This window comes from Salipiger sp. PrR003 (assembly GCF_010500785.1).
Classification (GTDB): Bacteria; Pseudomonadota; Alphaproteobacteria; order Rhodobacterales; family Rhodobacteraceae; genus Salipiger; species Salipiger pacificus_A.
Window position 1 is genome coordinate 17,872 of sequence record NZ_JAAGOV010000010.1, and the last position, 18,677, is coordinate 36,548.

Consider the following 18,677-nt stretch of genomic DNA (forward strand, 5'->3'; position numbering starts at 1 on the left):
GAAGGGGGAGCAAGGCTCAGGGAGCTGCGCGCTCCGCCTGACCGAAGATCAAGTCCAGCTGCTTCTCGGAGGGCACGCGTTTCAGCGAGAGCTTCTGCATCGGCGCATCGAGCAGGCTGAGCAGCTCTTGGTCGGTCATCCGCGCGTAGTCGCGCTTCCAGTGCCGCACCATGAGGTGCCGGTAGGAGGGGCGTTTCGGCACCTCGGCCCAGGCGGTGCGGAAGGGCTCGCTGCGGTGAAGTTGCAAATCGAACAAGTAGTGCGGCCAGAAATAGGGGTGCACCGGGCGCTCGGCCCCACCGCCGGACTGCACGGACCACAGGCGGTCCTTCGGCTCGATCACCCGCTTGCGCGTCTCGCCGCCGCGCATCCCGGCAAGCCGGCAGGCGAGCGCCCCCTTGCCGCCGCGGTCGAGCTCGCGCCGGGCGCTCTGTGCGCGGCGGGGGCGGTCCCAATAGCCGCGCATCGCCTCGAGCCACCCGCGGGTGATCGCATGGCCGGGCTCGGAGACAAGGAACCAGTTCTCCACCGGGCGGTGCCGGTAGGGGTCGTGGAACGCGAAGAAACCAGCATGGGTCAGCGATTCCAGCCACGCGTCGAGCGGCGCGCAGGGGATGGTACCGCAATCGACATAGACCCCGCCGTTGCGGTCGAGATCTTGCACGCGGAAGATGTCGCCGCGGCCCTGCAGCGTGGTGGGGACATGCGTGAGCCCAAGATCGCGAAACGACGCCTCGGCGTGGCTTTCGTCGGCGATCTCCAGCGACCAGCCCGGGTTGAGCCGCGCCCAGGCGTCCCAACAGCGTTTCACCAGGTCGGGGGCGGCGGCTTCGCCTTGCGCCCAGAACATCGAAATGCGCCTTGGTATCATGCCTGCCTCGTGGTCCTGACGTCCGCCCTGTTGCGCAGACTGCGCAACTTGGTCAAAAGGAAACGCACCCGGCTTAGCCCGGGCACCGGCCCCGCGCAAGCGGCGGACCCCCGGCCGCAACGAATGGAGAACAGCCTTGTCCCTCGCCCTAATGAAGCTGCGCACCATCGTGAAGTACCGCCGGATGACCCGCGCCCTGCGCAAAACCGTGCGCCGCATCGAGCATGACAGCAGCGGCATCTCCAACGAGTTCGACCGCGCGCCGCTGCAGCGCGAGGCCCTGTTGCCGCTGATCGGCAGCGCGCCGGTGCATGCGGGCGAGAGCAGCGAGATGGCGGTCTACTCGACCTACTGCGGCCCGCTCGGCAGCTTCACCTACGACAAGAACAACCGGCCCACGACCTGGCCTCATTACTTCGTGTCGAACAACCGAAGCGCGCTTGAGATCGTCGAGGGGCTGGGGTGGAAGCCGATCTTCCTCGACCTGCCGGTGTCGAAGAACCCGGTGCTGAGCGCGCATCAGGCCAAGGTGGCCAAGGCGTTGCCGCATCTTTTCCCCGATCTCGCGCGGCACCGCTTCCTGACTTACATGGACGACAAGCGGCGTATCCCGCACGGCGATCTCGAAGGCATCCGCGACCAGCTGGTCGAGGCGGGCGGCGCCATGGCGCTGAGGCTGAGCCCGCATATCGAGGGCAATATCCTCTGGGAGTTCACCGACTCTCTGTTCCAGGACCGCTATCGCGAGCAGGCGCACCAGATGCTGCGCTACACGCTGGCGCAGATGGAGTCCGGCAAGACGCTGGAGACAGATCGGCTCTTCACCACCAACTTCATCCTGCGCGACATGGCAGACCCGCGGATCGCGGCGCTGAACGAGCGCTGGTACGACGATATCCTTGCCTGCGGCATCGACTGTCAGCTTGCCTTTGCCTTCCTCGCGCAGGGCGAGCCGGCGATCGTCGACCTGCCGGCCCCGCCGCGCAAGAAGTATCTTGGCAAGAAGATCGCCGCGCCCGAAGGCGCGGCCTGAGTCTCAGACCAGCCGGCCCCAGAGGTCGTACTCGCCGGCCTCGTCCACCTCGACGGTGACCATGTCGCCGGGCTTGAGGTGTTCGAAGCCCTCGTCGATGAAGAGGTTGCCGTCGATCTCCGGCGCATCGGCCTTGGTGCGGCAGGTGGCGGCCTCCTCGTCGACCTCGTCCACGAGCACCTGCATCGTCGTGCCGACCTTGGCCGCGAGCTTGGCTTCCGAGATGGCCTGCGCCTTCTCCATGAATCGCTCCCAGCGCTCCTGCTTGATCTCTTCGGGCAGGTGATCGGGCAGCGCGTTGGAGCGCGCGCCGTCGACATTCTCGTATTTAAAGCAGCCGACCCGGTCGAGCTGCGCCTCGTCCATCCAGTCGAGCAGGGTCTGGAACTCATCCTCGGTCTCGCCGGGGTAGCCGACGATGAAGGTCGAGCGCAGGGTGATGTCCGGGCAGTCCGACCGCCAGGCGGCGATCTCGTCGAGCGTGCGCGCTGCGGCGGCGGGGCGGGCCATGCGCTTCAGCGTCTCGGGATGGGCGTGCTGGAAGGGGATGTCGAGATAGGGGAGCACCAGCCCTTCGGCCATCGCCGGAATGAGCTCGCGGACATGCGGGTACGGATAGACGTAATGCATCCGCACCCAGGCGCCGAGCTGTCCCAGCTCACGCGCCAGCGAGAGGATCGGGAACTTCTCGTCCCGATTCTTCCAGTCGGTGCCATAGGCTGAGGTGTCTTGCGAGATCACCAGCAGCTCTTTCACGCCCGCCTCGACCAGCTTCTCGGCCTCGCGCAGAACAGCGCGCTGCGGCCGCGAGGTCAGCAGGCCGCGCATGTCGGGGATGATGCAGAACTTGCACTTGTGGTTACAGCCCTCGGAGATCTTCAGGTAGCTGTAGTGGCGCGGCGTGAGCTTCACGCCCGAGGCCGGCAGCAGGTCGACAAAGGGATCGGGAACCGGCGGCACGGCGCCATGCACCGCGTCGAGCACCTGCTCGTATTGATGCGGGCCGGTCACCGCGAGCACCTTGGGGTGCACGCCGGTGATATACTCGGGTTCGGCGCCGAGACAGCCGGTGACGATGACCCGGCCGTTTTCCTTCAACGCCTCGCCGATCGCCTCGAGGCTTTCGGCCTTGGCGCTGTCGAGAAACCCGCAAGTGTTGACGATCACCGCGTCGGCGCCGGCGTAGTCGGCCGAGATGCCATAGCCCTCGGCGCGCAGCCGGGTGAGGATGCGTTCGCTGTCGACCAGCGCCTTCGGGCAGCCAAGCGAGACCATGCCGATGGTCGGCTGGCCGTCGCGGCGGGTTTCCATGACGCGGGCGCGGGCAAGGTCGGGGCGAAGATCGGGCGGATTCTGCATGGGCGGCATATACGCGCTCTCTCGCTCTGCGAAAAGGGTGGTCGCGCGCGGCGCGTCAATCCGCGGCGCCGTGCGTCTGGGGGCGGACGGGCAGGCGTACTTGGAGCGGCGAAGAAGTCCCCAGTGCCCCCCGAAACTTCTTCTCTTTTCAGTCACGCAGGGGTCGAACGCGCAGCGCCGAAGGGGCATCGCCCCTTCGCTGCCTTAGCCGAACAGCCAGAGGATCCCGCCGCAGGCGGCCAGCGCGGCGACGAGGTTCATCGCCAGCCCGATCTTCAGGAAGTCGGAGAATCGGTAGTTCCCGGCGCCGTAGACCAACGTGTTGGTCTGGTAGCCGATGGGCGTGGCGAAGCTGGCCGAGGCGCCGAACATCACCGCCATCGTCAGCGCGCGGGGATCGAGCCCGGTGCTCTCGGCGAGTCCGATGGCAATCGGGGTGAAGACCACGGCGACGGCATTGTTGGTGACGGTCTCGGTGAGCAGCGAGGCCAGCAGGTAGACCGCCAGCAGCGCGAAGAAGGGCGGCAGCCCAGAGATCGGCGGCGCCAGCCAGCTGACCAGCAGGTCCATCGCGCCGGTGTTCTGCAGCCCGAGGCCGACCACAAGCATCGCGAAGATCAGCACCAGCACCGAGCCGTCAATCGCCCCCCAGGCCTCATCGGCATCGATACAGCGCAACAGGAGGATCGCCGCGACCGCGATGATCGAGAGCGTCGCGATGTCCATCAGCCCGAGGGCGCCAAGGGCGACGACGGCGGCCAGTGCCGCCAGCACGAGCGGCGCGCGACCGCGGCGGAAAGCGCGGCCGGTGGGGCGGCTGACCGAGACAAGCTGCGCCTCGTCCTCCAGCGTCTGGAAGGCGGTGGCGGGCCCCTCGAGCAGCAGCTTGTCGGCCGGGCGCAGCTGGACGGAGCCGAGGTCGGGGCCCGGGTTGTGCTCGTGGCGATGCGCCCCCAGCACCCGAACGCCGAAGCGCCGTCCCAGCGACATGCTGCGCAGGCTGCGGCCGAGCGAGGACTTGCGCGGTGAGACGACCACCTCGACGGTCACCAGCTCGCCCTCGGGCGGCTCGCCGCGGCGCAGGCCGATTTTCAACCCCGGATCGTCGTGCAGGGTCAGCAGCTCGGAAGTGGGCGCGCGCAGGATCACCGTGTCGCCTTTCTGCAGCACCTGCTCTTCGAGGGGCGCGGGCAAAGGACTGCCCTTGCGCCGCAGACCGGTCACCCGCACCCCGCCGCGCGCAAGCGGTGCGATCTCGGAGAGCGGCTTGCCCGCGTAGGTGTCATCGGCCAGCGCCGCTTCCGACAGGAAGGTGGTCTCTCCCAGCATCTGCTCGGGATCGCTCGCCTCTCGGTCCGGCAACAGGAGCGGTCCGAGCAGGGCGAGGGTGGCGCCGCCGGCGAGGGCCACGATCAGCCCCACCGGGGTGATCTCGAATATGCCGAAGGGCTCTAGCCCCTGGCCGCGCGCCACGCCGTCGACCAGCAGGTTGGTCGAGGTGCCGATCAGCGTGCAGGTGCCGCCGAGAATCGCCACGTAGCTCAGTGGGATCAGCAGCCGGGTCGGCGCTTTGCCGAGCGCGGCGGCAAGGCGGATCACCACCGGGATCAGCACCAGGACCACAGGCGTGTTGTTGACAAAGCCCGAGGCGAACAAGGTCACGCTCAGGATCACCCCCAACGCGAGGCCGGGGCGTTCCTTCGCCTGGCTGATCACCAGATCCGAGATCGCTTCGAGCACCCCTGTGCGTACCAGCGCGCCGGACAGCACGAACATCGCTGCGATGGTCAACGGCGCTGGATTGGAGAAGACGGAAAGGAGTTGGTCCGACGTGACGTAGCCGAAGGCCACGAACAAGGCTGCGAGCCCGGCGGCGGGCACCTCGGGCGGATAGAGCTCGAGCATGAAGATAACGAAGAGACCGACGATCAACCCCAATGCGATCACGGCGTCATAGTCGGCGATCAGCGAAAAATAGTCTGTCATCTCTGCTCACTCTTGCGTCTCGTATAACGCTGGAGTGCGCGAGTAGGTTGCGCAACCCCCTGCCGTTCGGGGAAAAATCGCGCGGGCAGACGATATTGCGCGGGGAGGGCGGGGAAGCGGCAAAGAAAAACCGCCCGGGCCGGGAGGGCTCGGGCGGTTGATGGTCTTGCGGAGCGGCTCAGCGGCGGCGGTCGCGGCGCGAGGACATCGGCTGGAAGGCCACGCCCACATGCGCCTCGCAGTAGGGTTTGCCCTGCTGCACAGGCAGGCCGCAGAACCAGAAGTCGTCGGTCGCGGGGTCGCCCACGGGCCACTTGCAGGTCCGCTCGGTGAGATCCATCAGCGAGAGCTTCTTCGCCTTCTTCTCGATCTCACTGACCTTGGCCAGTGCCTCGGGGCTGATCTCGTTGGCCGAGGGCTGCGGCGGCAGCGGCTGGCCCGCGGGCACGATCGGCTTGCGCGACGGGCCGAGCGGGGCCGGGCGCGTCTCGACTGCCGTGGCGGTCTCGCGCGCGGGTTCGGAGGCTGCGGCCGGTTCGGGTTTCGGGGCGGGCTTGGCCTTGGCCTCTTTGGGCGCAGGCTTGGCTTCCTTGGCAGGGGCCGCCGGGGCGACAGGGGCCGCCGCGCCCGCAGGGGCGGTGCGGTTCGACAGGCCGAGCCGGTGCACCTTGCCGATCACCGCGTTGCGGGTGACGCCGCCAAGTTCCTTGGCGATCTGGCTGGCCGACTGGCCCTCGGCCCACATCTTCTTGAGAAGCTCGACGCGCTCATCCGTCCAGGACATGTCCGATCCTTGCTTGAGAAAAAGCGGCCCGTGATCCAGAGCCGCCTGAAAATTCCATCAGGGGGCCTATTGTAGTCATCAACCGGCGAGTTACAAGCCGGACCCAGACGGAAAGGAGACCTTATGGACAGCCAACCCCGCCATGAGCCCGGAGCGCGCCGGTTCGGTGCCGTGAACTGGCTCGGACTCGCCACCCTCTGCCGCAGGGAAACCCAGCGCTTCCTCGCGGTCTGGACCCAGACCCTGCTGGCGCCGCTGGTCACTGCGGGGCTGTTCCTGGTGATCTTCACCATCGCGATAGGCCCGAGCCGTGGCGAGGTGATGGGGGTGCCCTTCACCCGGTTCATCGCGCCGGGCATCCTGATGATGACGGTGATCCAGAACGCCTTTGCCAATACCTCCTCGTCGATCGTGATCTCCAAGGTGCAGGGCAATATCGTCGACACGCTGATGCCGCCGCTCGCGCCCTTCGAGTTGGTGATCGGCTATCTCGCGGGCGGAGTCGCGCGCGGGCTGGTGGTGGCCTGCGCGATCCTGGTGGGGCTCTGGGTGACCACCGGGCTGGTGCCGGCGCATCCAATGATCGTGCTGGGTTTCGTCCTCCTTGGCGGGGCCTTCCTGTCGGCGGTGGGCATCGTCGCGGGGCTCTTTGCCAACAAGTTTGACCAGATGGCCGCGATCACCAACTTCATTGTCACGCCGCTCGCCTTCCTGTCGGGCACCTTCTACTCGGTCGAGGCGTTGCCCCGGGGGCTCTACGAGATCACCCATTTCAACCCCGTTTTCTACCTGATCGACGGGGCACGCTATGGCGTGCTGGGTGTCTCCGACGCCAATCCGGCGCTCGGCGCCGCGGTGGCGATCTTCGCCACGCTGCTGGTCTCGCTGATGGCGTGGGGGCTGTTCCGCACCGGCTGGCGGCTCAAGGCCTGAGCCGACTGCGGGATGCAGGCGATGAAAAGGGGGCCTTGGCCCCCTTTTTTTGTTCGTGTGCTCTCTCGGAAAAGACGCCTCGTCAGGCGCGCTTCGCTTCGGCCTGCGGCACGACCTGCTGCGCGATACCGGCGAACAGCAGGTAGACCGAGGTGACAACGAGGCCCCAGTGCGCCCAGCTCTGCGGGTGGAAATCGACCCAGGCGGCCCAGCCGGCGAAGAACGTCCAGGCAATGGCGATGGGCAGCGACAGCGGGCGCCAGCGCTCGGTGCGCACGGGGTGGATAAACTTCAGCGGCAGGAACATCGCCACGGCAAGCAGGCTCACCAGCGCGAGGATCACCCAGAAGTTCGGCTGCAGCGCGAAGAGCACCAGCACCAGCATGTTCCAGCAGCCCGGAAAGCCGTGGAAGGAATTGTCCGAAGTCTTCATTCTGCAGTCGGCGAAGTACATCGCCGAGGCGAAGGTGATGATGATGATCGCGATCCAGCCGGTCCAGCCAGGCAGCAGGCCCGAATGGAAAAGCGCGAACGCCGGGATGAAGACGTAAGTCAGATAGTCGATGATCAGGTCGAGCAGCACGCCATCAAAGCGCGGCGCGTTCGACTTCACGTCGTACTTGCGGGCCAGCGGTCCGTCGACGCCGTCGACGAAGAAGGCCACGACCAGCCAGAGGAACATGATCGACCATTGCTCCTGCGCGGCGGCAAGCATGGCGAGCATGGCGAAGACCGCGCCGGTGGCGGTCAGCAGGTGAACGATGAGAGCACGGGTTTTCAGGGTCATGCCGCCTGACATGACCGATCTGCGCGCGCCTTGCAATCATCACGCCTCGTCTGGCGGAGGATCCTGCATGAGCGTGGCCAGCCCGCCGAGCTCCTGGCCGAAGCCCGTCTCGATGTGTGCGGCCGCGGAGAGGCGCATCTGCGCTGTCTTGTTCTGCGAGAGCTTCCAGGTGCTGTCGATCTCGTCGATGTGCAGGCGGAAAGGCAGGATCATGCGCTGAAGCCTGCTGCGGACCTCAGGGTCCATCTTGTCCATGGTCCAGGGGGTCTTGGGGGCAAGCCTGCCTTCGAAGGCGGCGCTTTGCGCGGCGAGCAACAGGTCGATTTGCTCGTGTGGCAGCGGTGCAAGGCGGCCGATGAGGTGGACGGCGACGTAGTTCCAGGTCGGCACCTGTCCGGGATCGCCGTACCAGTCGGGCGAGATGTAGCCATCAGGACCGCTCACCGCGAGCCTGGCCGGGGTTCCCTCGCGGGCAGCGCGGCAGATCGGGTTCGATCGAACGAGGTGCAGATCGGCGTAGGAGCCATCCTCGGACAGCAGGAAGGGCACATGTGACAACAGCGGCGCGCCCTCGGCGCTGACCGCCAGCGTGCCGAAGGCCCGGTCGCGCACCAGCTCGAGGCTCGGGGCCTTCTCAGTGCGGCGAAAGACCGAGTTTGGGTGCACCGGCTCAGGCCGCCGTCAGCTGGGTGCCGCGGATGCCGGTGATCGCCGCGGTGACGATGGCACCTTCGGTCTGCGGACTGTCGAAGAGCACCTCGGTGAACTGCTCGGTGCGGCCCATCACCGGGCTCTCCATCAGGATGTGATGGGTGCGGCCGGGCTGGGCGGCGAGGTGGCGCTCCACGGCAGCGTCTCCGGCGGCGCGCAGGCGGGCGGCGCGCTCCTTGATCACGGTGCCATTCACCTTGCTCGGGATGCGTGCGGCGGGGGTGCCGGGGCGCGAGGAGTAGGGGAAGACGTGCAGCCAGGTCAGGTCGCAGTCCTCGACCAGCTTCAGCGAGTTGGCGAAATGCTCTTCGGTCTCGGTGGGGAAGCCGGCGATGATGTCGGCGCCAAAGGTCATCTCGGGGCGCAGCTTGCGCGCCTCCTCGCAGAATCGGATGGCATCGTCGCGCAAGTGGCGGCGCTTCATGCGCTTGAGGATCAGGTCGTCGCCGTGCTGAAGGGACAGGTGCAGGTGGGGCATCAGCCGCGGTTCGGTGGCGATGGCCTGCATCAGGTTCTCGTCGGCCTCGATGGAATCGATCGACGAGATGCGCAGGCGCGGCAGATCGGGGATCAGCTTGAGGATGCGCATGACCAGATCGCCAAGCCGCGGCGTCCCCGGCAGGTCGGCACCCCAGGAGGTGAGATCAACGCCGGTCAGCACCACCTCGTTGTAGCCCTGCTGCACCAGCCGCTTGATCTGGTCCACGACCACACCGGCGGGGACCGAGCGGGAATTGCCGCGGCCATAGGGGATGATGCAGAAGGTGCAGCGGTGATCGCAGCCGTTCTGCACCTGCACGTAGGCGCGCGACCGGGTGCCGAAGCCGTCGATCAGGTGGCCGGCGGTTTCGGTCACCGACATGATGTCGTTGACCATGACCCGCTCGGTCTCGCCGATAAAGCCGTTCGACAGTCGCGACCAGGTCTCGGGAGCCATCTTCTCGGTGTTGCCGATGACCGCGTCGACCTCGGTCATCGCGGCAAAGCTGTCGGGGTCGATCTGCGCGGCGCAGCCGGTGACGATGACCTTGGCATCGGGGTTCTCGCGGCGGAGGCGGCGGATCTCCTGCCGCGCCTTGCGCACCGCCTCGGAGGTCACGGCGCAGGTGTTCACGATCACCGCGTTTTCCATGCCGGCCTGCGCGGCAAGATCCTTCATCGCCTCGGTCTCATAGGCATTGAGACGGCAGCCGAGGGTGGTGAACTTGGGTGCGCCTGTCACGAGACCATCTCCAGCCAGTCGTGGGTGAAATGCCCGTCAAAGACGTGGGCGGTGGGGCCGGTCATCCAGACGCCATCCTCGCGCCAGTCGACCTGCAGCGTGCCACCGTCGAGCTCGATGGTCACCTTGCGCCCGGTGAGGCCGCGGCGCGCCGCGGCAACGGCGGTGGCGCAGGAGGACGAGCCCGAGGCCAGCGTGAGCCCTGCGCCGCGCTCCCACACGCGCATCCGCAGGTGGTCAGGGCCGATCAGGCTCGCAACCTGCACATTGGTGCGCTGCGGGTAGAGCGGGTGATGTTCATGTGCCGGGCCGAAGCTCTCGATGTCCACCGACTCGGCATCCTCGACGAAGAAGGTGCAGTGCGGGTTGCCCATGCCGGTGGCGGTGGGCTTGCCCTCGATCGGCAGCTCCAGCGTGTCCATTTCGGAGGCGAGGGGGATCTCGTGCCACTCGAGCTGCGGCGGGCCCATGTTCACAGACGTTAGCCCCTCACCAGCGTCGCGGGCAAAGAGCGTGCCGCGCTCGGTGGTGAGGGTGAGCTCGGATTTGCCGGTCTCGTCCATCAGGAAGCGCGCGATGCAGCGCGTGGCGTTGCCGCAAGCGCCCGCGGTCGAGCCGTCGGCGTTATAGAAGGTCAGATGCGCATCGCCGCTGCCCTGCTCGATCAGCGCCAGTTGGTCGAAGCCGACGCCGCGGTGGCGGTCGGCGATCGCCATGGCGAGGGCAGGGGTCATGACGACGGAGCGCGCACGCGCGTCCAGCACGACGAAGTCGTTTCCGAGCCCGTGCATTTTCATGAAGGGCAAGTTTTGTGCGCGCGTGTGTTTCATCCGGGCGCATATACGCTTCTTGAGGGTACGTTTCCAGCCTACGTTGCGGGGGGCAGCCTTGCTGCGAATGCATGCGCCGGCGAAGGGCGGGGCCAGGGCCGCGGGAGAAGTTCGGCAGGATTGTCATTTTTCCGCTTGACCCCCCACGCCACAGTTCCTAGAAGCCGCCCACACACAGTGGGCCGTTAGCTCAGTTGGTAGAGCAACTGACTTTTAATCAGTGGGTCGCAGGTTCGAATCCTGCACGGCTCACCACTGTGTCAAAGTCCCGAGAGAGTGGGCCGTTAGCTCAGTTGGTAGAGCAACTGACTTTTAATCAGTGGGTCGCAGGTTCGAATCCTGCACGGCTCACCACTCTGGCAAGTTTCCCGATATGAAAAAGACTTGGCGCTTACCCCGTTGGGGTCTTGCGGCTTGATCGGGCCCGCGGGGGCCGCGCGCGAATCCGTCGCCGTTTCCTGCGCGCCGCTCGGCCCGGTCAGCGGGCACCGTGCAATGGCCACGGCTGAACATTCCCCTGGTTGGCTGGCCCGGGGAGGCGTGATTCCGGCCGCGTCCGTGCTCGCCGGGCGACGCAGAATCGGTCAGCGGGTCCGGACGGGATAGGGCTCGGTCACGCGGCGGGTCCTGAACTGGAGTGCTGGGTGATCGGCGTAGATGCAGCGGATGATCATCAGCGACTCGGCGGCGAGCGAGACCACATACCAGAGGAATCGCGGGATTCCGTCCTGAAGAAAGGTCATTGCCGCCAGATAGCCGACGAAGGCGGCGCAGAAGGCGACCAGCCGCCTTGCCATCAGCTCGTCCCCGACGCTGCGCGCGAGCGCGGCGCCTCGGAAAAAACTCACAGCGCCGAAGGCGGCGAAGCCGAGAAAGACCATCAGCCCGATCAGCCCCTGCTCGGTGAGGAACTCGAGGTAAAGACTGTGAGTCGCCCGGGCCTCGCCGCGGAAGATCAGCCCGTCCTCGAGCGCGTTGTTCTGGTAGTGGACCTTGAAGTTGCCTACGCCGACTCCGAGCCAAGGATGCTCGTTGAAGAGGTTGTAGGCCACCGTCCAGCTCGCAAGGCGGCCTTCGGTGCTGGTGTCCTGCGCCGCTCCCGCGGCGGCGGTGTCGAATATGCTGGTGAATCGGTCGATAAAGCGGTCGCCGGCGAAAACACCGGCCAAGACCACCACCAGCCCGCCGATCGCCGCAGCGGCGACGAACTGCTTGCGGGTGAAGCTGGTGCTCAGAACCACCAGTCCGAGGGCAAGCCCGATCAGCGCGCCGCGGGACTGCGTGGCGAGCAGCCCGGCGATCAGGATGCCGCAGGCCAGGGTCCAGAGCAACATCTTGGTGGGGCTGCGCGCGTTGAGCAGGTGGAAAAGTCCCAGCGGCAGGACGAAGACCACGATCGCACCGAAGAAGTTGGGGTCGAACAGCATCCCCGAGAACCGGCCGGACCCATAGGTGAACCGCGAGAAGCCGAAAAAGCCGGTGGGCGAGTAGTCGACCAGCAGCTGGTAAAGGCCAAGCCCGCAGATCAATACGATGGGCAGCACTGTGGACAGCGCCACGGTCTCGAAGCCGCGCTTGTTGTTCATGAAGGCAAGGGCCAGGATCGCCACCGCGGCTTCCTTGAGGAAGTCGATCGAGAGCGCGATGCTCAGCTCCCAGCGCAGGGCGTAGGTCGCGCTCAGCATCTTCATGGCAAAGATTATCGACAGGAAGATGATCGCGATGCGCGGTATATAGGGCAGCTCGCGGTAGACCGCGTAGCGCGCGGCCAGCAGCACGAAGAGACCGGGTGCGGTGATCTTCGCGAGCGAAGGGGCCCCGAAGGACTCGATCAGGTTGTCCGACATGTTGGTCATGATCAGGACCAGAAGACCCGCCAGCGCGATCATCGGAAAGCGGATGCCGACGGCAAAGATCAGCAGGGCGAAGGGGAAAGCGATCAGCAGGGTGTCACGGCCGAGGAGCACGAAGCTGGCCGCCATGGCAAAGAGACCGCAGACCAGGATTATCGCCGAACCGCGCCAGTCAAAGCCCTTGCGTGGGGGGAGGGTGGCGTCGCTCATTCCGGCCTCCGCGTGCGGGTCCGGCCTTCGGAGGGGGCTGGTGTGGCTGCGCCGCGCCGCGAGCGGGCGTTTCCGAGAATCTCGCGCATGGCATGGTGCAGGGGCACCCAGCCGGCTTGGTCGCGCCGGCCCTGCCCGGGGCGGGAGCTGGCAAAACTCGAAGTGGCTTGCACCGCGGTCCGCGGCTGTCTCGGCGGTGTCATGCGCGCCTCCGCTTTAGGATGAAGCGATGCCCGGCCGCGAAGGCTCCTGGCAGCATCACCCGGAGCGCGACGAGATAGACCGCCGCGAAGGCCGTGGCTCCAGCCATCAGGCGCAGCAGCTCGGAACCGGTGTGCATCTGAAGCGCCAGAAAGGCGGCCAGCGAGGCGCTGGCGGCGCAGATCAGCGCCGGGCGCAGCGCGGCGAATATCTTGGCAATCGTCACGTTCATCACCCGCTTGGTGGCCAAGTAGATCGGGATGAAGCGGATGAAGGCCATCGCGAGCTGCGCCGCGGCGACCGCGGTGATGCCGAAAGGGATCGCTCCGGCCAGCAGCAGGATGAAGATTGGCAGGTTGAAGAGCGCGGCGCGGAACATGAGGTCGGTGCGGCTCACCGCCTTGAGCAGCTCGCCGGGCACCATGTTCAGCGTGCTGACGGCGAGGGCGGCCGCGATGAACTGCATCGGCGCGACCATGCCGTACCATTTCTCGGTGTAGAGCACATGCACGGTGGGCTCGGCGAGCACAGCGATCGCCGCGCCGATGCCGAACATCAGCAGCGCGCAGTAGCGCAGCGCCTGGTAGTAGTATTTCGCCAGATCCTCGGGGTGGGTCTGCATTTTCGACATCACGGGGTGGAGCACCGTGCCCGCGACAGAGGTGAAGCTCTTGATCGCCAGCTCGGGGATTCGATAGGCGATGGCGTAGATTCCCAGCGCCGCCGGCCCGAGGAACTTGCCGACAAGCAGGTTGTCAAGCAGACGCGGCGTGGCGTTGATGGTCTCGGCGCCGATCAGGTAGGAGCCGAAGCTCATCACGTAACGCACGGTTGGCCAGTCTGGGAGGGCGCTGGGCTTCCAGGGTCGGATCCAGAAGAGCAGCAGCGTCGAGACCAGCGCTCCGGCGACGTAGCCGATCACCAGTGACCACACCCCGTATCCCAGGATCGCGAGGGCGATCGAGATCAGCCCCTTTGCCAGGCCCTGCGCCACGTCGGGCACCAGCTTCTTGCGCAGGTTGAGCTCGCGGAACAGCAGGCTGTAGTGCACCGAGCCGAGCGCGCGGATCACCAGCACCAGGCAGACGGTGCCCAGAAGTGGCTCCAGTTCGGGCGATTCGAAGAGCCCGGAGATTGCGCCCGAGCCCCACCAGAGCAGCAGCGCCATGAGGGTCGAGGTGAAGATCGCGCAGTAGAAGACCGCGTTGGCGGTCTCCTCTTGCCGATCCTTGACCGAGATCAGCGCCGCGCCGAGGCCGAACTTCGAGATGATCTCGAAATAGCCCATGATCGCGAGGCAGATCGCCATCAGGCCGAATTCGACCGGATCGACGTAGCGGGCAATGATGATGACCGCGACGAAGTTCAGAAGCTTGGTGGAGATGAAAGAGAGGTAGGCCCAGAACAGGTTCTTGGAGGTGGCCTTGCCGGGAGAGAATACCATGCAGCAAATCCTCGAAAACATGAGGAGAAAAATGAAAAATCCGACCTGAAAAATGCAGTGGCCGGGCGTGAGAATCGAGATCAGTCTAAGGGCATCCCCGCGCAGGGCAAAGCTTTAAACCGCCTTGGACGGACTGCTGCCCAAGATTGCCGCGTTCGGACCCAAAGGGCGCTCACTTGCGTGTGAACTCTGCCGCAAGCCGTTCGAAATATTGCCGCAGGGCGGCGCGAGTGCTACAGTCATTCCCCGGAAGACTACATTTTTGATCTATTTCTATTTCTTTTTTACCGACGCCGCATGGTGTCCATGGATTGGTTTGACCGTGAAACGCATCATTCTTGCTATTGTCGTGTTCGGCGCAACTCTCACCCCCATGCTTTTCGCCATCAAGGAGTCGACCCCCACGTTCGAGGCGCGGTCGCTGGTGTCCTTCGCTCTCGGGCGCGAATATGTCTACGTGCCAGACCCCAGCCTCACGGATATCCGTGCGCCCAACGCCGGGGACTTCCAGGGCTTTGTGAACGCCGAGATGCTGCTTCTCGACAACCCCAAGCTGGTGCGCAAGGCGATCGAGAAGGTGGGTCTGAATCGTGTGTACCCCAACATGCCCGACACCGCGGAGGGACTCGTCGAGGCGACGATTTGGCTTGATGAAAGCACGATGATTGAGCTGATCACCGGATCCTACGTGGTGAAGGTGTCGGTCTTTCACAGCAATCCGGTGATCGCGGCGGAACTGGTGAACGCGCTGGTCGAGGCCTTCCTCGATCACCGCCGGGTCATGTACACAGAGCGCGAGCTTTCCACGATCACGGCGCGGTTGGACAAGGCGCAGCAGGAAGCCGAAGAGATCGACGCGGCGCTGATCGCTCTGCTCGGCGCACCCGATGCGACCGGTCTGCAGATCGAATACGAGAACGCGGTGCGCGACGAGGTCGCGCTCAATGCCGAGTTGCGCGAGGCGCGGCTGAACATGATCTCGCTGCAACAGCGCAAGGCATCTTTGGAAAACCGGCTGGGCTTCGAGGCGGATGCGCTGGAAGCGGAGACGGAGATCGAGGAGGCGCAGAGCCGGATCAGCTATCTCGAGCAGGAGTTCCAGAACACCCAATCTCATATTTCGGGCCTGTCAGAGGTGATGCCGAAGGCGCGGCTCCTGCAGGCACGTCAGGAAGCGCAGACCGAAAGGATCGCCGAGCTTGACCTGCGGTTGCGCGATGCGCGGGCGGTGGAGGTCTCGGGCTTTGACAACGTGCGGGTGATCGAAGAGGGCACGCCGCCGATAAACCCGGTCAGCCTGTCGCCAAAGGCGCAGTTCGCCATCGCGATCATCGTTGCGGGGATCGCTGCCTTTGCAGCCTACATGATCGCCTTCCTGCTGGCCTCGCGGCCCAAGAAGACCCGAGAGGAAGATCTGCATGCGCCCGGGGTGACAGTGATGAAGCAATCGCCGCGCGGCGACGATCGTCCGGCGCATCTGGCGCGCTGAGCAAGACGCGCGCGACCGGGTCCGGCCGCGCGTTGCCTCCCTTATGCAAGGCGGACTTTCCCATGAAGGCTGCGAAGATTGATCTGCAAGGCCATGCGCTTGCCGTGGACGATCCGGCGCCGTTGCGCCTCGGCTACATGATCGACACCCTGTTAACTGGCGGCGCCGAGCGGCTTGTGCTTACCTTTGCCGAAGCGGTGCGCGGGCGGGCGGACATGAGCCTCACGGTGTTCGTGCTGAGCGATCTCGAGACGCCGTTCCTCCAGCGGCTGAGGGACACGGGCACCAAGGTGGTGTTGCTGCCGGGGCGCAATCTCGTGGACCTCGGGCGCTTCCGGCGGCTGGTCGCGGCGCTGCGGGCCCACCGGATCGAATACCTGCACGCGCATCTCGCCTCATCGAGCACGCTCGGGGCCTATGCCGCGAGCCTGCTGGGGATCCCCTTCATCACCACGATCCACAATGTGAAACCCTCGGTGCGAAGAATTCGCCCCGGCCGGCGCCTGTTGCAGGGCATCGCCATGCGCCTGCCCGGAGTCAACAAGATCGCTGTCGGCGAGGCCGTCGCCGTGGCCGCGGCGGGCGAGATCGGGCCGGCTGGCTGCCGGGTGGTGCCGAATGCGGTTTCCGAAAACGTGGTGGCCCCCTTCGGCGCGCGGGCGCGGCTTCGCCGCGAGCTTGGCCTCGGCGACGAGCAAGTCGCGCTTGTCTGCGTCGGCGCCATCATCGGCCAGAAGGCGCATGAGGTGCTTCTGGATGCCTTCGCCGCGATTCGCGCGCGGGCACCGCAGGCGGTTCTGCTGCTTGTCGGCGACGCCCGCGACGCCCTGCGCTTCGAAGCCCTTCTCGCGCAAGCGGGACAACTCGGCCTTGGCGACGAGCTGCGCTTCCTGGGCATGCGCAGCGACATCCCCGAAGTGCTGGCGGCCAGCGACATTTTTGTCAGCGCGTCGCATTGGGAAGGGGCGCCGGTCTCCCTGCTCGAGGCCATGGCCAACGGGCTGCCGCCAGTGGTGACCGATGTGGGCGAGAACGCGCTGGTTCTGGAGGGGACCGGCGCCATTCTCGTGCGGCCACGCGATCCGGAGGCACTGGCGCGGGGCGTTCTCGAGATGATCGAGACGAAGGGCCTGGCGGAGCGCACCGCCCATGCGGTCCGCGAGCGGGCGCTGGGGCGTTACGGCGTGGCCACCTGGGTTGAGCGGCTCTTGGCGATCTACGCCGAGACCGGTCGCCGCAGCGACTGGCACAGGGCGCGGCCGGATGTTCCCGCGCCCCGCCTGCAACCTCGGCGGGTGCCGCGGTGACGGGCAGAACGGTCACTCTTCGGTGTGCCTCCCGGCGCGCAGGTCTTAATTCCTTGACGCGTCTTCCGGCGGTTGCGTATCGTCGGGGCATAGTAACGCGCAACGGGTCCGCCGCTGGTTTTGGTCCGGGTCCATATTTTTGGAATTTGTCCCAAATGTTTAGGGGGACCAAGTGTCGGTCATCATTGCCAACCCGGCTGAAACACCTTCGGATCTTCTCCGATTGGTCAGGATTGGAAGATGCCACTCAACACTCTAGAAAGGAGGCTACGTGTCACGCGCGGTCGCGGTTCTGCAGACCCGTCGCAAACATCGCCCATGGACAAGCAGGCTGAACGGCCGCCGCGGCGAGACCGCCAGTATGTCCGGCAGGCGATACTCATTATTTCTTGTGCGCTAACCGCAATTTTTTACGCTTGGCTTATTTCATTCATCGTTGGTTTCAGCCTTGGGGCGGTTGCCTGGATCGGGATTGCATTTTTGGGCGCTCTTGCCGGGTTCTTTCTGTCGATCATCCTCTGATCGTCTGACCCGGGCGCTCCGAACGGCCCCGCAAATCGGCCAATTTATGGCCTCGATCCGTGCGATCATCCCGAAATTCACTCTGGCGCCGCTGCGGCGCCGTGGCCCGAGGCGACCGGCGACGCAGTAGGAGACGCTGCCTGTGTCGACGCATTCCCTTCCGTCTGATCCCGAACCAATATCTCGGGCGGACCTCTTTCCGCCCGCCGCCTACCTGATCGGCGCGCCGAAATGCGGCACGACGGCGTTGGGACACTATCTTGCGGGGCACCCGGGGGTGGGCTTCAGCAACCCCAAGGAGCCGCACTACTTTTCGCGCGACCTGCGCGGGCTGTGCCTGTGCGATGACCTTGAAGCCTATCGCGCGACCTTCGCGCCGGGTCCGCAGGCCGAGGTGCTGATGGAAGGATCGGTCTGGTATCTCTATTCGGACAGCGCGATCACCGAGATCCTCAAGGCGCGGCCCGATGCGAAATTCATCGTCATGTTGCGCAATCCGGTGAAGATGCTGGCCTCGTTGCATCGGCAGCTGATCCATGCGCTCGACGAGAGCGAAGAGGACTTCCGCACGGCCTGGGACCTCTCGGATGCGCGCGCTGCGGGCAAGAACATCCCCCGCAGCTGTCGCGCCCCGTCAACGTTGCTCTACAAGCGCACCGCCGCTTTCGGAGAAATGCTCTCACGGCTCTACGCCCGGGTGCCGCGCGATCGGGTCTTGGTGCTGTTCCAAGAGGACATGCGGGCGGACACGCCCGGCATCTACCGCCGGACTCTGGCGTTCCTCGGTCTCGAGGACGACGGGCGGCGGGACTTCCCCTCGATCAACGAGGCCAAGCGAGCGCGCTCGAAGCTGGTGCGCTACGTGGTGACGCGGGCCGGTCCCGCGCGCCAGCTCGTGTCACGACCGATCAAGCGCGCCTTCGGGCTCGAGTCGCTGGGACTGCTGAAAAAACTGGATGCGCTCAATACCGCCAAGCTCGCCAAGGTGCCGGTCCCCGCCGACCTCGCCGAGGAGATCGCGGCAACCTACGCCGAGGACATGCTGCTGCTCCAGCTGCTTGTCGGACGTGACCTCGCCGATCTGGGCTGGCCGATGCCGGACCCGGCGCGGCCCAAATCCGCCGCGGTGGGATGA

At 65.8% G+C, this 18,677-nt stretch carries 16 protein-coding genes and 2 tRNA genes; 8 read left to right on the forward strand and 10 right to left on the reverse strand.

Annotated elements, in window-relative coordinates:
- Positions 1–16: 16 nt before the first annotated feature.
- Positions 17–1,111, reverse strand: coding sequence for a glycosyltransferase family 32 protein (locus G0D83_RS00200; RefSeq protein WP_370457108.1), 1,095 nt, complete (start codon positions 1,109–1,111; stop codon positions 17–19).
- Between G0D83_RS00200 and G0D83_RS00205 the strand changes: the two genes are divergently transcribed.
- Positions 1,008–1,904: a hypothetical protein gene (locus G0D83_RS00205; protein WP_164188552.1), complete on the forward strand. Its 897-nt coding sequence runs from the start codon at positions 1,008–1,010 to the stop codon at positions 1,902–1,904. The two genes, G0D83_RS00200 and G0D83_RS00205, sit on opposite strands and share 104 nt — an antisense overlap.
- Before the next feature lie 3 nt (positions 1,905–1,907).
- Here G0D83_RS00205 and rimO read toward each other — a convergent pair whose 3' ends face one another.
- The 3 genes from rimO to G0D83_RS00220 form a co-directional block, all read right to left on the reverse strand.
- Positions 1,908–3,272: a 30S ribosomal protein S12 methylthiotransferase RimO gene (gene rimO, locus G0D83_RS00210; protein ID WP_164188555.1), complete on the reverse strand. Its 1,365-nt coding sequence runs from the start codon at positions 3,270–3,272 to the stop codon at positions 1,908–1,910.
- 195 nt (positions 3,273–3,467) lie between these two features.
- Entirely contained in the window at positions 3,468–5,249 is a 1,782-nt protein-coding gene (locus G0D83_RS00215; protein WP_164188557.1) for an SLC13 family permease, read from the reverse strand.
- 178 nt (positions 5,250–5,427) lie between these two features.
- Positions 5,428–6,033 (reverse strand): GcrA family cell cycle regulator, encoded by a 606-nt coding sequence (locus G0D83_RS00220; protein ID WP_164188559.1) that lies wholly within the window; start codon positions 6,031–6,033, stop codon positions 5,428–5,430.
- Between the two features lie 123 nt (positions 6,034–6,156).
- On the opposite strand from G0D83_RS00220, the gene G0D83_RS00225 reads away from it, so the two are divergent.
- Entirely contained in the window at positions 6,157–6,966 is an 810-nt protein-coding gene (locus G0D83_RS00225; RefSeq protein ID WP_164188561.1) for an ABC transporter permease, read from the forward strand.
- Positions 6,967–7,048: 82 nt separating this feature from the next.
- Here the strand turns inward: G0D83_RS00225 and G0D83_RS00230 are convergent, their stop codons facing one another.
- The 4 genes from G0D83_RS00230 to dapF are packed head-to-tail and all read right to left on the reverse strand — an operon-like array spanning position 7,049 to position 10,516.
- On the reverse strand, positions 7,049–7,753 hold the full coding sequence (locus G0D83_RS00230) for a phosphatidylcholine/phosphatidylserine synthase (protein WP_108967501.1): 705 nt from the start codon (positions 7,751–7,753) through the stop codon (positions 7,049–7,051).
- A 39-nt stretch (positions 7,754–7,792) separates the two neighbouring features.
- Positions 7,793–8,419, reverse strand: a complete 627-nt coding sequence (locus tag G0D83_RS00235) for an FMN-binding negative transcriptional regulator (protein WP_164188563.1) — start codon at positions 8,417–8,419, stop codon at positions 7,793–7,795.
- Positions 8,420–8,423: 4 nt separating this feature from the next.
- Positions 8,424–9,686, reverse strand: coding sequence for a tRNA (N(6)-L-threonylcarbamoyladenosine(37)-C(2))-methylthiotransferase MtaB (gene mtaB, locus G0D83_RS00240; RefSeq protein WP_164188565.1), 1,263 nt, complete (start codon positions 9,684–9,686; stop codon positions 8,424–8,426).
- Positions 9,683–10,516, reverse strand: a complete 834-nt coding sequence (gene dapF, locus G0D83_RS00245; protein WP_164188567.1) for a diaminopimelate epimerase — start codon at positions 10,514–10,516, stop codon at positions 9,683–9,685. The genes mtaB and dapF overlap by 4 nt, the downstream gene beginning before the upstream one ends.
- 179 nt (positions 10,517–10,695) lie before the next feature.
- Between dapF and G0D83_RS00250 the strand changes: the two genes are divergently transcribed.
- A tRNA-Lys gene (locus G0D83_RS00250) sits at positions 10,696–10,771 on the forward strand.
- Between the two features lie 23 nt (positions 10,772–10,794).
- Positions 10,795–10,870 (forward strand) — tRNA-Lys (locus tag G0D83_RS00255).
- A 230-nt stretch (positions 10,871–11,100) separates the two neighbouring features.
- Here the strand turns inward: G0D83_RS00255 and G0D83_RS00260 are convergent.
- Together G0D83_RS00260 and G0D83_RS00265 are read right to left on the reverse strand one after the other, a co-directional pair.
- Positions 11,101–12,579 carry an O-antigen ligase gene (locus G0D83_RS00260; protein WP_164188569.1) on the reverse strand — a complete coding sequence of 493 codons (1,479 nt, stop codon included), beginning with the start codon at positions 12,577–12,579 and terminating at the stop codon, positions 11,101–11,103.
- A gap of 199 nt (positions 12,580–12,778) precedes the next feature.
- On the reverse strand, positions 12,779–14,224 hold the full coding sequence (locus tag G0D83_RS00265; protein ID WP_164188571.1) for a lipopolysaccharide biosynthesis protein: 1,446 nt from the start codon (positions 14,222–14,224) through the stop codon (positions 12,779–12,781).
- Between the two features lie 322 nt (positions 14,225–14,546).
- Here G0D83_RS00265 and G0D83_RS00270 point away from each other — a divergent pair, with 322 nt between their 5' ends.
- The 4 genes from G0D83_RS00270 (at position 14,547) to G0D83_RS00285 (ending at position 18,677) form a co-directional block, all read left to right on the forward strand.
- Complete coding sequence (locus G0D83_RS00270) at positions 14,547–15,713, forward strand: hypothetical protein (RefSeq protein ID WP_159099536.1); 1,167 nt, start codon at positions 14,547–14,549, stop codon at positions 15,711–15,713.
- Positions 15,714–15,775: 62 nt separating this feature from the next.
- The gene (locus G0D83_RS00275) at positions 15,776–17,020 is read left to right on the forward strand and encodes a glycosyltransferase (RefSeq protein WP_164188573.1); all 1,245 of its coding nucleotides are present in this window, start codon (positions 15,776–15,778) and stop codon (positions 17,018–17,020) included.
- Between the two features lie 240 nt (positions 17,021–17,260).
- Positions 17,261–17,542: a hypothetical protein gene (locus G0D83_RS00280; protein ID WP_159099537.1), complete on the forward strand. Its 282-nt coding sequence runs from the start codon at positions 17,261–17,263 to the stop codon at positions 17,540–17,542.
- Positions 17,543–17,684: 142 nt separating this feature from the next.
- A complete protein-coding gene (locus tag G0D83_RS00285; protein WP_164188575.1) occupies positions 17,685–18,677 on the forward strand; it encodes a sulfotransferase in 993 nt (330 codons plus the stop codon).

Excerpts from the sequence above, each read along its gene's own strand:
- G0D83_RS00260 (WP_164188569.1), bottom strand. The coding sequence starts at position 12,579 with ATGAGCGACGCCACCCTCCCCCCACGCAAGGGCTTTGACTGGCGCGGT.
- rimO (WP_164188555.1), bottom strand. The coding sequence starts at position 3,272 with ATGCCGCCCATGCAGAATCCGCCCGATCTTCGCCCCGACCTTGCCCGC.
- G0D83_RS00280 (WP_159099537.1), top strand. The coding sequence starts at position 17,261 with ATGCCACTCAACACTCTAGAAAGGAGGCTACGTGTCACGCGCGGTCGC.
- G0D83_RS00265 (WP_164188571.1), bottom strand. The coding sequence starts at position 14,224 with ATGGTATTCTCTCCCGGCAAGGCCACCTCCAAGAACCTGTTCTGGGCC.
- G0D83_RS00230 (WP_108967501.1), bottom strand. The coding sequence starts at position 7,753 with ATGACCCTGAAAACCCGTGCTCTCATCGTTCACCTGCTGACCGCCACC.
- G0D83_RS00220 (WP_164188559.1), bottom strand. The coding sequence starts at position 6,033 with ATGTCCTGGACGGATGAGCGCGTCGAGCTTCTCAAGAAGATGTGGGCC.
- G0D83_RS00275 (WP_164188573.1), top strand. The coding sequence starts at position 15,776 with ATGAAGGCTGCGAAGATTGATCTGCAAGGCCATGCGCTTGCCGTGGAC.
- G0D83_RS00215 (WP_164188557.1), bottom strand. The coding sequence starts at position 5,249 with ATGACAGACTATTTTTCGCTGATCGCCGACTATGACGCCGTGATCGCA.
- G0D83_RS00200 (WP_370457108.1), bottom strand. The coding sequence starts at position 1,111 with ATGCCGCTGCTGTCATGCTCGATGCGGCGCACGGTTTTGCGCAGGGCG.
- G0D83_RS00225 (WP_164188561.1), top strand. The coding sequence starts at position 6,157 with ATGGACAGCCAACCCCGCCATGAGCCCGGAGCGCGCCGGTTCGGTGCC.
- dapF (WP_164188567.1), bottom strand. The coding sequence starts at position 10,516 with ATGAAACACACGCGCGCACAAAACTTGCCCTTCATGAAAATGCACGGG.